The sequence below is a fragment of the Streptomyces diastatochromogenes genome (assembly GCF_002242805.1).
In the GTDB taxonomy this organism is placed as follows: Bacteria; Actinomycetota; Actinomycetes; order Streptomycetales; family Streptomycetaceae; genus Streptomyces; species Streptomyces diastatochromogenes.
Genome location: NZ_MCGQ01000007.1, coordinates 57,303 through 69,623 on the forward strand (window position 1 = coordinate 57,303; position 12,321 = coordinate 69,623).

Here is a 12,321-nt window from a genome sequence, read left to right on the forward strand (position 1 = left end):
TGCGACGTACTCCCGGGATGTGAGGAAGGCCCTCTCGTACGTCCGTGTGACGCGGGCCCTGCCGGGCTTGACATGCCACGGCCTCACCCCATGTTACGTGGCCCCGAGCGGGTCGGCCTCCTCAGGGCCACGGAGGTCTCAGCTGGCGGACGGGCTGGGCGAGACCTTGGCCCCCTTCTTCAGGAAGCCCATGTCCTCGTAGACCGGTGTCTGGAACCCGAAGGCACCCGCGTTGACCAGGTTGTTCCGTGCGCCGACCAGCTGCGGCCGCTGGTAGAGCGGAAGGGATCCCGCCGCCGCCCAGATCCGGGAGTCCGCCTTGCGGATCAGGTCCCGTGCCTCGTCCTCGTCCAGCGTCGAGGCGGCCTGGTCGAAGAGCTGGTCGACCTGGTCGGTGCCGACCCGGGTGAAGTTCTGCTCGACGTTCACCGAGCCGTCGGCGGCCGGGACCGGCTTGGCGTAGATCGGCCGGGCGTCGGTCGCGGGGAAGGCGGAGGAGGGCCAGGAGTACAGGGCGAGGTCGTAGTCGCCGGCGGCGACGTGGTCCTTGAAGTAGCTCTCGTCCGAGACCTTGGTGATCGTGGTGCGGATGCCGACCTTCTCCAGCATCGCCGAGATCCGCTCGGCGACGGAGTTCAGGGTCTCGGAGCCGGGCCCCGAGGGGAGCACGAAGCGCAGGGCGAGCGCCTTGCCGTCCTTGGCCAGCGGCCCGGTCACGGCACCGGCCGGGGCGGCGGTGCCCTTCGGGGCGTAGGCGCCGGGTGCGCCGCCCTGCCCGCCGGAGTACTGCTTGCCGTCCCGGGACAGATGCTTGCCGCCCTCGTCGCCCTTCTCCCCCTTCTCCGCCTTCTCCGTCTTCTCCTCGGCCGACTCGTGGTGCTTGCCCTTGTCGTCCCTGCCCTTGTCGTCCTCGCCGACGATGTACTGGCCGTCGTCGCCGCCGTCGGACTGGTCCTCCTTCTTCTTGGTGCTCTCGGCGCCGGCCGCCTTCTCGGCCTTCTTCTGCTCCTTCACCGGGCCGCCGAGCACCCAGCCGGCGTCCGCGAGCAGCGCGGCGGCCTCCTTGGTGTCCGGGCCGCCCAGGGCGCCGCTGTTGTCGGCGTAGTCGGCCTGCCCGGACAGGGCGAGGTGGCTGCCGACCGGGACGGCGGGCAGGCCGAGCGGGGTCAGTACGAGCTTGGCCAGTTCCGTGCGGTCGATCGCGCGGGCGACGGCCCGGCGGACCCGCTCGTCGGTGAGGGGGCCCTCGGCGCCGTTGAGGGCGAGCTGGGTGTAGGCGGGCTCCAGCGACTTGCGGACGTCGAAGGCGTGCAGCTTCTCCTGCTGCTCGAGGTACCGGGTGATGGCCCGGCGCAGCTTCTTCTTGCCGACCTTGACCTCGTCGGCGTCGAAGCCGTGCGCGAGCGCCCAGGAGCGCAGCTTCTTGGCGGAGGTCTTGCCGGCGCCCTGCAGCGGGGTGCCGGTGCCGCCCTGGCGGGAGGCGAGGTTGATCCGCTCGGCCTCGGCCGGGTCGATGTCGGCGAGGTCCACGGTTCCGTCGGCGAGCGCCGCCGCCCGCTTGTCGCGGTCCACGGCGTGCAGCACGATCTCGTTCAGCTTGGCCGGCTTGCCCCACCAGCGCGGGTTGCGGGTGAGGACGATGTCCTTCGTGGCGGTGTCGACCTTCTCGACCTTGAAGGGGCCCGCGGTGACGTTCAGCTTGCGGCGGGCGCCGTCGTTGAAGGCGTCCGGGGTGCCCATGACGTCCTTCGGGTACAGCGGGGAGAACAGGGACTTCCAGTCGGCGTAGGGGCGGGAGAAGGTGACCCGGACCTGGAGGTCGTTCGCGCCGCGCTCGATCTTCTCGATGCGGTCGTAGCCGGCGTTGCGGGCGGTCCAGTAGGCGCTGTCCCGGCCGGACAGGGCGCGCCACTGGGCGACGAAGTCGGCAGCGCCGATCTCCCGGCCGTCGCTCCAGACGGCCTGCTGGTTCAGCTTGTACTGCACGACCTGGCGCGGCTCGGTCTCGATGACCTTGGCGGACTCCAGGTAGGCGGGGTTGGCCACCGGACGCCCGGCGGCGTCGAGACGGAACATCGACGGCAGCACGGCCTGGGCGACCCGGGTGGTGCCCGCGTCGGCATCGGCCTGGAAGGTGTTCAGGGTCTCCGGTACGGCGTCCACGGCCCACTTCAGGGTGCCGCCCTCGGCCACCTTGTCCCGGGCGACGAGGTCGATGTCCTGCCCGGCCAGCGGACGGCTGGCCTCCTCGTCGGAGCCACAGCCGGCGAGCAGGGAGACCGCGAGGGCGCCCGCGGTGAGGAAGGCGGCCGAACGCAGGACCGCGCGCGAACCGACGCCGTCGTGGGACATCTCTGCTACCTCCGGGAAGCCGCGGGCGTTATGATCACTTTTGGCCGTATATGGAGCTGATCAGATCTATGCGCCCAGTGAAGAGGAAAGGATCCGGCAACAGCGGGCGACACGGCGACGACGCAAAGTAAGCCACCCGTGCGGCGCAACACACCCGGAGATGCACCCGTGCGCCTCGGCCAATCGGTGCACATGTCTTCACAGCGACAGGTGTGACGCGCAACACTCCAAGGCGCATGAACGTTGCCGCCCAGGGCCCGTAGGACCCGTGGAAGTGAGGGCAAGTCATGTCCGTGCACGACGAACTGACAACCGTCCAGCGCAGCCTCGACGATCTGTACCGGTCGCTCGGGCGCCTGGAGAAGCAGCTGGGCAGCGGTGGCCTGGAGATGCGCCGGGTCCGGATGGACGCCGACCATCTGCGCGAGAGCCTGGCGCTGCTGCGGGACGCGGCCAGCAGTCCGGCCGCCCCGAACCGGCCCGACCTCGTCACCATCTCCGACACGCCGTACGACATCAGCCTGTGGACGGACTCGGACGACGAGGGCCTGGGCGCCCGCGACCGGCACGCACCCTGAACCGACCGGAGTCCTCCCTTGGCGACTGGTACGGAACCCCAACAGAACAGCGGCGGCGTACGGTCCCGTACGCGCGCCGCGATCGCCGCACCGCATCTGCGGACCGACCGCTGGTGGCTGGCGCCCGCCGTCACCGCGGCCGGTCTGTTCGCCTTCGTCGTCTACTCGACCTGGCGGGCCTTCGCGAACGCGCACTACTACGCGGCGCCGTACGTCTCCCCGTTCTACTCGCCGTGCCTGGCGCAGAACTGCGCGACCATGCACGCGGGGCCGAACGCCGACCTCTTCGGGAGCTGGTGGGCGATCTCCCCCGCCATCATCATCCTGATCTTCCCGCTCGGCTTCCGGCTGACCTGCTACTACTACCGCAAGGCGTACTACCGCAGCTTCTGGGCGTCCCCGCCCGCCTGCGCGGTGGCCGAACCGCACCGCACGTACACCGGTGAGAGCCGCTTCCCGCTCATCCTGCAGAACATCCACCGGTACTTCTTCTACGCCGCCCTGCTGGTCGCCGGCGTGCTGAGCTACGACACCGTGCTGGCCTTCCGTGACCAGCACTACCGCTGGGGCCACATGGGCCTCGGCACCCTCGTCTTCCTGGTCAACATCGTGCTGATCTGGGCGTACACGCTCTCCTGCCACTCCTGCCGGCACATCGTCGGCGGCAAGCTCAAGCACTTCTCGAAGCACCCGGTGCGCTACCAGGCCTGGCAGTTCGTCGGAAAGCTCAACGCCCGGCACATGCAGCTCGCCTGGGCCTCGCTGCTGAGCGTGGCGTTCGCCGACTTCTACGTCTATCTCGTCGCGTCCGGTGTCTTCGACGATCCGCGCTTCTTCTAGTGAGTCAGTGAGGACTGATAGATGTCCGTGGTGGACCGGCAGGAGTGGGACGTCGTCGTGGTCGGTGCCGGCGGCGCCGGGCTGCGGGCCGCGATCGAGGCGCGCGAGCGGGGCGCCCGTACGGCGGTGATCTGCAAGTCGCTGTTCGGCAAGGCGCACACCGTGATGGCCGAGGGCGGCATCGCGGCGGCCATGGCCAACGTCAACGAGCACGACAACTGGCAGGTCCACTTCCGCGACACCCTGCGCGGCGGCAAGTTCCTCAACCAGTGGCGGATGGCCGAACTGCACGCGCAGGAGGCCCCGGAGCGGGTGTGGGAGCTGGAGACCTGGGGCGCGCTGTTCGACCGTACGAAGGACGGGAAGATCTCGCAGCGCAACTTCGGCGGCCACGAGTACCCGCGGCTCGCCCATGTCGGCGACCGTACGGGGCTCGAACTGATCCGCACCCTCCAGCAGAAGATCGTCGCCTTGCAGCAGGAGGACTTCAAGGAGACCGGGGACTACGAGTCCGGGCTGAAGGTCTTCCAGGAGTGCACGGTCACCCGTGTCCTGAAGGACGGTGACCGGGTTTCCGGGGTCTTCGCCTACGACCGCGAGTCCGGCCGCTTCTTCGTCCTGGAGGCGCCCGCGGTGGTCGTGGCGACCGGCGGGATCGGCAAGTCGTTCAAGGTGACGTCCAACTCGTGGGAGTACACCGGCGACGGGCACGCGCTGGCGCTGCTCGCCGGGGCGCCGCTGCTGAACATGGAGTTCGTGCAGTTCCATCCGACCGGCATGGTCTGGCCGCCGTCGGTGAAGGGCATCCTCGTCACCGAGTCGGTGCGCGGCGACGGCGGGGTGCTGCGCAACTCCGAGGGCAAGCGGTTCATGTTCGACTACATCCCCGACGTCTTCAAGGAGAAGTACGCCGAGTCGGAGGAGGAGGGCGACCGCTGGTACGAGGACCCGGACCACAACCGGCGTCCCCCGGAACTGCTCCCCCGCGACGAGGTGGCCCGGGCGATCAACTCCGAGGTGAAGGCGGGCCGCGGCTCCCCGCACGGCGGGGTCTTCCTGGACGTGTCGACGCGCATGCCGGCGGAGGTCATCCGGCGCCGGCTGCCGTCCATGTACCACCAGTTCAAGGAGCTGGCGGACGTCGACATCACGGCGGAGGCGATGGAGGTCGGGCCGACCTGCCACTACGTGATGGGCGGCATCGCGGTCGACTCCGAGACGGCGGCGGCGCGCGGGGTGCCGGGGCTGTTCGCGGCCGGTGAGGTCGCCGGCGGTATGCACGGCTCCAACCGGCTGGGCGGCAACTCGCTCTCCGACCTGCTGGTGTTCGGGCGCCGGGCCGGCTGGCACGCGGCCGAGTACGCGGCCGGCGTGGCCGAGCGTCCCGAGGTCGCCGAGGACCAGGTCAACCTGGCGTCCGCGGAGGCCCTGCGGCCCTTCGCCGCGGAGACGGAGGGCGAGGCGGGCCCGCCGGAGAACCCGTACACCCTGCATCAGGAACTCCAGCAGACCATGAACGACCTGGTCGGCATCATCCGCCGCGAGGGCGAGATGGAGCAGGCCCTGCAGAAGCTGGCCGAGCTGCGCGTGCGGGCCCGGCGGGCGGGTGTCGAGGGGCACCGCCAGTTCAATCCGGGCTGGCATCTCGCCCTCGACCTGCGGAACATGCTGCTGGTCAGCGAGTGCGTCGCGCGGGCCGCGCTGGAGCGCAGCGAGTCGCGCGGCGGGCACACCCGCGAGGACCATCCGACGATGGACCGCGCCTGGCGCAACGTGAACCTGCTGTGCTCGCTCGCCGATCCCACCGGAGGCCTCGCGGCGACCGATCCCGCCCGCGGCCAGATCCGGCTCACCCGCGAGACCACCGAATCCATCCGCCCGGACCTGCTCGCCCTCTTCGAGAAGGAGGAGCTGGTCAAGTACCTCGCCGAAGAGGAGCTGTACGAGTGAGCAGCTACGAGGCCCGCTTCAAGGTGTGGCGGGGCGATGTGCAGGGCGGTGACCTGGAGGACTTCAAGGTCGAGGTCAACGACGGCGAGGTGGTGCTGGACATCATCCACCGGCTCCAGGCGACCCAGGCGCCCGATCTCGCCGTGCGCTGGAACTGCAAGGCGGGCAAGTGCGGTTCGTGCTCGGCGGAGATCAACGGGCGTCCGCGGCTGATGTGCATGACGCGCATGTCGGTGTTCACCCGGGACGAGACGATCACCGTCACCCCGCTGCGCACCTTCCCGGTGATCCGCGACCTGGTGACCGACGTCGGCTTCAACTACCAGAAGGCCAGGGAGGTTCCGGCCTTCGTACCCCCCGCGGGACTGGGCCCCGGCGAGTACCGCATGTTCCAGGAGGACGTGGACCGCTCGCAGGAGTTCCGCAAGTGCATCGAGTGCTTCCTGTGCCAGAACACCTGCCATGTCGTGCGCGACCACGAGGAGAACAAGCAGGCGTTCGCCGGGCCGCGCTTCCTGATGCGGGTCGCGGAGCTGGACATGCACCCGCTGGACGCGGCGGAGGAGACCGGCCTGGACCGCAAGCGCACCGCCCAGGACGAGTACGGCCTCGGCTACTGCAACATCACCAAGTGCTGCACAGAGGTCTGCCCGGAGGACATCAAGATCACGGACAACGCGCTGATCCCCCTGAAGGAGCGCGCGGTCGACCGCAAGTACGACCCGCTGGTGTGGCTGGGGTCGAAGATCAGGAGGCGGTCTTCGTAGCGTCGCGGCCGGGGCGCTGGGCGCGGACCTGGATGATGAATCCGGCCAGGAAAAGCGCCAGATAGCCGAAGAACGCGACGCCGCCGATCCCGGCGTCCTCGAACGGGCCCAGCAGGAGGAGCAGGCTCAGCCCGAGCGCCGTCACCAGGGTGCCGTACCCCCACAGCCGCGGCCGCACCACCCGGCGGCGGGCGGGCCACGGCACCCAGTCCGCCACGACGGACGTGAGGCCGGCCGCCACGAGCAGCGCCACGGCCAGCCATGCGGCCACCACCAGGTACATGTGCATGCCGGTCATCGTCCCACCGGAGTGCATGCCGGGGAAGTCGTCCACCCAGTCCTTCCGGTACGCCCGCCAGTCCCCCTCCGTCGCCGCGAAGTCCACGTACAGGGCGACGCCGAAGCGGGTGCGGTCGGCGTCGGTGCGGGACAGGCCCAGACGGACACCGCGTACGGAGGCCGGGACGGTCTCCGCGTGGGCCCAGTGGCCGAAGCGGTTCTCGTGGTAGAAGGGCAGGCCCATCAGGAGGTCGGTGGTGTCCGGGGTGACCTCCAGGGCGAGGCTGGTCTGCTGGGCCACATAGCCGCCGTACAGGCTCTCCAGCGGCTGCATCGTGTCGTACGACATCACGGCGATCTGGTCCACACGGCGGGCCACCTGCCCGAAGTAGGCCTGAGACCACCACTTGGGGTGGCCGGTGGTCGCGCCCCAGAAGGAGTGGAACGCGGGGAGCGGGTCTATCTGGTGGGCGGCGACCGAGAGCAGGGCGTGGTGGGCGTGGGTGAGGGCGCGGAGGTCGTCGAGGAGGGAGAGGTAGTCCTGGTCGCCGGAGTGCAGGGGCTCCAGGTCGAAGTGGGCGCCCTCGAAGCCGGCGGCGAGGATCCGGCGGGCCGAGGCGACGACGGCGGTCCGGGTGGCGGCACGCTCCAGGTGCAGGCCGTCGGGGCTCTCGCCGGCGAGCTTGTCGCCGAGCCAGGCCTGGACGCGGATGCCGGGCGCCGCGCTGTGCAGGGCCGATATCAGCCAGCGTGCCCTGGGGTAGGCCGACGCCGGGAGCGTGCCGTCGTGCTCCAAGGGACCCGCGTGGACGTACAGGTCGCGGATCCCGGTGTCCTTCAGGCGGTGGGCGAGGGCCTTGACGTCCTTGTCGGTCTTACGGCCGTCGACCCAGGCGTGACCGAGCCAGAGGGCGTCACGGTCGCGGGTGTGCGTGCCCGGTGCGGGGGCGCCGGTGTAGTTGAGGCGGAGGGCCGTTTCCGCGGTGAGGACGGGGAGGAGCAGGAGGGCGAGACCGACGAGGGCATAGCGAAGGAAGCGCCGGGTACGCCCGGGTGGCTTCCTGCTCTCCTCATCCTTCTTGGTCTCCTCGCTCTTCTCGGTCTCCTCGTTCATTTCTGCCCCCTGTCTTCCTCGTCCCCCAGCCGTATCCGCCCCACTCGCGAAGGCGCCTACCTGCCCATACGCTCCAAAATGTGACGTCTTCCCTGATCCGGAGCCGGCCCCGGCGTGCCAAGGCGCACATACGGGTGCGGGTGGCGCATGCCGTGCTGGGTGCGCTCGTGGGGGCCGGGTGGCTGGTGTTGCCGGTGATGACGGCCGGTGAGCATGATCCGGTTCCCGTCGTCCCGGCCGGGCCGGTCGCGAGCGCCGCCGCGCCGGAGCAGGACGGGACGTCGGTCACCGACCTCCTCATGCCGCTGGTCGCCGTCGGTGCGGCCGGGGCACTGGCCGGATACGGGTATCTGCGGCGCACCCGGCGGGCCCGGACCCGGACGACGCCGGGCGTGGTGTCGGCCGCGCCGCCCGTGCCCACGCCGGTCGAGACCGAGCGGCAGGCGCGCGCCGCGCTGGTCCTGGCCGACGACTGTGTGCGCGGCAGCGGGGAGGAACTCTCCTTCGTCGAGGAGTTGTTCGGGCGCGAGGCGGTCGAGCCGTTCACGCATGCCCTGCGGGCCGCGGAGACCGAGCTGTCGGCCGCGTTCGCGATATGGCGGCGGTACGAGGAGGGGGTTCCCGGGGACGCGAGTGCCCGGCGGCAGGCGCTGGTGGGGGTGGTCGGGCGGTGTGCCGAGGCGGGACGGCGGCTGGACGGCGAGGCGGAGGAGCTGGACCGGCTGCGGGGGCTGGAGCAGGGGGTGGGTGCGGCGCTGGAGGTCGCCGAGGCGCGGTTCCGTGAGCTGGCCGCACGGACGGCCACGGCCCAGGCCACGGCGGCGGAGCTGCACCAGCGGTACGCGCCCTCGGCCGGGTCACCCGTCACCGGGTATGTCGAACAGGCCAAGGACCGGCTGGTGTTCGCCACGGCGCAGCTCAACGAGTCCCGTCAGGCGGCCGATACGGGAGACCGGCGGCGGGCGGCCCGCAAGCTGCGCGCGGCCGAGGGCGGTGTCGCCCAGGCCGGTGTGCTCGTCGGCGGGGTCGAGCGGCTCGCGGCGGACCTGCGGGAGGCGGCCGAACTGGTGCCGGCCGCGCTGACCGGCGCAGAGGCAAAGATCGCCGAGGCGCGGCGGGACGGCGCGCGAGCCCTTCTGGCCCCAGGTGAGCTGCACGCGCGGATCGCCCACGCCGACGGGGTGCTGGCCGCCGTACGCGCGGAGCTGACCACCGGCCCGTACGACCCGCTGGACGCGCTGCGGCGCATCGCCCGGGCCGTGGAACGGCTGGAGGTGGGACGGTCCGGGGTGGTGGAGGCGGCCGCGCGGCTCGTGTCGCGCAGCGCGGTCGGCGGAGCGGAGGACTTCGTCTCCGTGCACCGGGGAGCGGTGGGCGCGGAGGCACGGGCCCGGCTGGCGGAGGCGGAACGGGCACTCGGCTCGGATACCGACCCGGACGTACCCGCCCGAGAGGCCCGCGACCTGGCCGAACGCGATGTACGCGCCCACGGCAACCCGTACGCCGACGGTCACGCCACCGGCCTCGCGGGCGCCGTCCTCGGCGGCATCCTCCTGGCCGAGGACCCGGACGGCGGCCCCCCGACAAGCTTCGGCGGCCCGGAGACGCGGGGCCGCCGCCATCTCCCGTAACCGCGGCCCCGGCGAAGGTCACCTACGACAGTGCCCTTCCAGCCGACCGAGTCGGGTGGATGGATGGGAAACGGGGGTCTGGGGGCGGAGCCCCCAGGTCGGGGCGTCAGAAGAGGCTGAGCAGCGCCTCCGCCGGGTCGGTGAGACCGTTCTCGCCTCCGGGAAGCGGGAGTTCGAACCAGACCGTCTTGCCGCGCGGCGTACGGCGCGAGCCCCACGCCGCGCTGAGCAGACCGACCAGCTGCAGACCCCGACCCCCCTCGTCGGTGTCCCGGGCACGCCGCCGACGAGGCTGCACCAGCCCGGAGTCCCAGACCTCGCAGACCAGAGTCCGGTCCAACAGCAACCGCAGCCGGATCTCACCCTCGCCGTACCGCAGCGCATTGGTGACCAGCTCGCTGACCAGAAGTTCCGTGGTGTCGACCAGCGGCTCCATGTCCCAGCTGAGCAGCTGCGCACGGGCGTACTCCCGGGCCCGCCCCACACTGCGCGGCTCACGCGGCAGCGTCCAGTCGCCGACGGACTCGGCCGGCAGCCCCTGGACCCGGGCCATCAGCAGGGCGATGTCGTCCTCGCCGTGGTGGGTGTCGAGGGTGTTGAGGACGTGGTCGCAGACGTCCTCCAGGGGACGGGAGGGGTCCGTGAGCGCCCCTACGAAGGCCTGGAGTCCCTCGTCCAGGGGATGGTCGCGGGACTCGACCAGGCCGTCCGTGTAGAGGGCGAGCAGCGCGCCCTCCGGGAGTTCGACCTCCACCTCCTCGAAGGGCTCGCCGCCCACGCCCAGCGGCATCCCGGGCGGCACGTCGAGCATCAGCGCCGCCTCGCCGGGTTCCACCAGCACCGGAGGCAGATGGCCGGCGTTGGCGAACGTACAGCGTCTGGTCACCGAGTCGTAGACCGCGTACACGCAGGTGGCGAGGTAGACCTCGGAGAGGTCGGCGTCGCGGGGCTGGCGGGCCGCCCGGGTGGCCTGCTGGACCCCGCCGGGCGTGCCGAGGCCGCGGGCGATCTCGTCCAACGCCGAGAGGACCTCGGCCGGTTCGAGGTCCAGCAACGCAAGCGTCCGTACCGCCGTACGGAGTTCGCCCATCGCGACCGCCGCGCGCAGACCGCGCCCCATGACGTCGCCGACGACCAGCGCCGTACGGTGACCGGGCAGTTCGATCACGTCGAACCAGTCACCGCCGACCTCGGTCGCCGCGTTGCCGGGCAGATAGCGGCAGGCGATGTCGAGACCGGACGCCTCGGGGTCGCCGGGCGGGAGCAGGGACCGTTGCAGGATCAGCGCGCGCTCGTGCTCGCGGCGGTACAGGCGGGCGTTGTCGATGCAGACGGCGGCCCGCGCGGCCAGCTCCACCGCGAGGTCCCGGTCGCGGTCGCCGAACGGCTCGCTGCCCTTCGTACGGGCGAACTGGGCGATGCCCACGACAGTGTCGTGGGCGACCATCGGCACCGCCAGCGTGGACTGCACGAGACCGCCGTCCTCGGCGGGGACGTGCTGCGGGCGGGCGGTGCGCAGGGCGTCCGCGCAGGGCGAGTTGAACGGGAAGTGGTGGACCGCGCCGACCGCGACGGGTTCGCCGGAGCCGCCGAAGGGCGCGTCGGAGACGGCGCTGGCGAAGGCGACACGGCGCAGTTCCGCACTGCCGTCGGCGAGGCCGGGCGGGGTCTCGTCGCCGGCGAGCAGGCCCTGGTAGAGGTCGACGGTGGCGAGGTCGCAGAACCCGGGGACGACGACGTCGAGGAGTTCGCGGGCCGTGGTCTCCAGGTCCAGGGAGTTCCCTATGCGGGCGCCGGCCTCGTTGAGCAGGGCGAGGTTGCGCCGGGCGGCGGCCGCCTCGCGGGCGGCGGCGCGGCGGGCCGTTATGTCGGTGCCGAGCCAGGCGATACCGATGGGCCGGCCGCTGCCGCTGTGCACCCGGTAGAGGTTGACGGACCAGTGCCGGCGCTCCTCGGAGCCCGGGACGAAGCCCGTGACATGCATGTCGGTGATGGAGTCGCCGGTCTCCAGCACCCGGCGCAGGGTGGCCGAAACCCGCTCGGCCTCACCGCGCGGAAGGTAGTCGTGAACTCCCTTGCCGCGGTGGTCGTCCGGGCTTCCGCCGAAGATGGAGGCGAAGCGCATGTTGGCGCGGCGCACCCTGAGGTCGATGTCGATCAGCAGGAAGCCGAACGGGGATTGACCGAAAATCGCCTGCGAGGCGGCGAGGTCGGTCTCGATGCTGCGCAGGGTGCGGACGTCCACCACTATGCAGACGGCGGCCTTGTCCCCCCCGTCGGTCCGGGTGGGCATCACATAGACCTCGGCGAGCCCCTCCTCGCCGCGCAGCCCGTCCGGCCGGTCCGGCATCCGGAAGGGGACCACTCCGGTCCACTCCCGCCCGTCGAGGATCTCGGCCATCTTGTGCTGGCCGCGCTCGCGCAGATCGGGGTCGATGAAGGCCTCGATCGGGTCCATGCCGACGGCGCGTTCGGCGGGGATGCCGAAGAGTTGCTCGGCGCGCAGGCTCCACTGGTCGACCACCCCGCCGGGGCCGATGGAGAAGGACGCGACCCTGATGTAGTCGTAGATCGAGCCGGGCGGACTGCTCTGCCACATGGCGTCGCCGGGCGCCGCGGTCTGTGCGGCCTGGTTCCTCGCGCCGCCCGACGGGTCCTCGGACTCCGTGGCCTTCGCTGGTATCTCGCTCACGCGAACCGTCCCCTCCAGCTCACCGCGCCCGGCACCGGTCACCGGGGGCGGCTGCCCGCAGTATCCAGCACTACGGCGCCGCACGACACGGTGTTCACGATCACAGCTCGGTCCAGGC

7 protein-coding genes and 1 pseudogene are annotated in these 12,321 nt (G+C 71.4%); 5 read left to right on the forward strand and 3 right to left on the reverse strand.

From position 1 onward, the window contains the following. Window positions 1–138: 138 nt before the first annotated feature. Window positions 139–2,352: an ABC transporter family substrate-binding protein gene (locus BEK98_RS04875; RefSeq protein ID WP_094215131.1), complete on the reverse strand. Its 2,214-nt coding sequence runs from the start codon at window positions 2,350–2,352 to the stop codon at window positions 139–141. Between the two features lie 287 nt (window positions 2,353–2,639). Between BEK98_RS04875 and BEK98_RS04880 the strand changes: the two genes are divergently transcribed. Genes BEK98_RS04880 through BEK98_RS04895 form a run of 4 tightly spaced genes read left to right on the forward strand, consistent with a single transcriptional unit; the run spans window position 2,640 to window position 6,487 of the window. After that, entirely contained in the window at window positions 2,640–2,930 is a 291-nt protein-coding gene (locus tag BEK98_RS04880) for a hypothetical protein (RefSeq protein WP_094215132.1), read from the forward strand. 18 nt (window positions 2,931–2,948) lie between these two features. After that, window positions 2,949–3,770: a hypothetical protein gene (locus BEK98_RS04885; protein ID WP_094215133.1), complete on the forward strand. Its 822-nt coding sequence runs from the start codon at window positions 2,949–2,951 to the stop codon at window positions 3,768–3,770. Between the two features lie 21 nt (window positions 3,771–3,791). Beyond that, entirely contained in the window at window positions 3,792–5,720 is a 1,929-nt protein-coding gene (locus tag BEK98_RS04890; protein ID WP_094215134.1) for a fumarate reductase/succinate dehydrogenase flavoprotein subunit, read from the forward strand. Next, window positions 5,717–6,487: a succinate dehydrogenase/fumarate reductase iron-sulfur subunit gene (locus BEK98_RS04895; RefSeq protein ID WP_094215135.1), complete on the forward strand. Its 771-nt coding sequence runs from the start codon at window positions 5,717–5,719 to the stop codon at window positions 6,485–6,487. Before BEK98_RS04890 ends, BEK98_RS04895 begins: the two co-directional genes overlap by 4 nt. Before the next feature lie 331 nt (window positions 6,488–6,818). Here the strand turns inward: BEK98_RS04895 and BEK98_RS04900 are convergent. After that, window positions 6,819–7,880: pseudogene (locus BEK98_RS04900) on the reverse strand (glycoside hydrolase family 18 protein); the annotation flags it as partial. A gap of 80 nt (window positions 7,881–7,960) precedes the next feature. Here BEK98_RS04900 and BEK98_RS04905 point away from each other — a divergent pair. Beyond that, a complete protein-coding gene (locus BEK98_RS04905) occupies window positions 7,961–9,511 on the forward strand; it encodes a hypothetical protein (RefSeq protein WP_094215136.1) in 1,551 nt (516 codons plus the stop codon). Window positions 9,512–9,617: 106 nt separating this feature from the next. Here the strand turns inward: BEK98_RS04905 and BEK98_RS04910 are convergent, their stop codons facing one another. Further along, entirely contained in the window at window positions 9,618–12,203 is a 2,586-nt protein-coding gene (locus BEK98_RS04910) for a SpoIIE family protein phosphatase (RefSeq protein WP_094215137.1), read from the reverse strand. Window positions 12,204–12,321: the final 118 nt, after the last annotated feature.

Coding starts and splice junctions, on each gene's coding strand:
- BEK98_RS04875 (WP_094215131.1), bottom strand. CDS start 2,352: ATGTCCCACGACGGCGTCGGTTCGCGCGCGGTCCTGCGTTCGGCCGCC.
- BEK98_RS04880 (WP_094215132.1), top strand. CDS start 2,640: ATGTCCGTGCACGACGAACTGACAACCGTCCAGCGCAGCCTCGACGAT.
- BEK98_RS04890 (WP_094215134.1), top strand. CDS start 3,792: ATGTCCGTGGTGGACCGGCAGGAGTGGGACGTCGTCGTGGTCGGTGCC.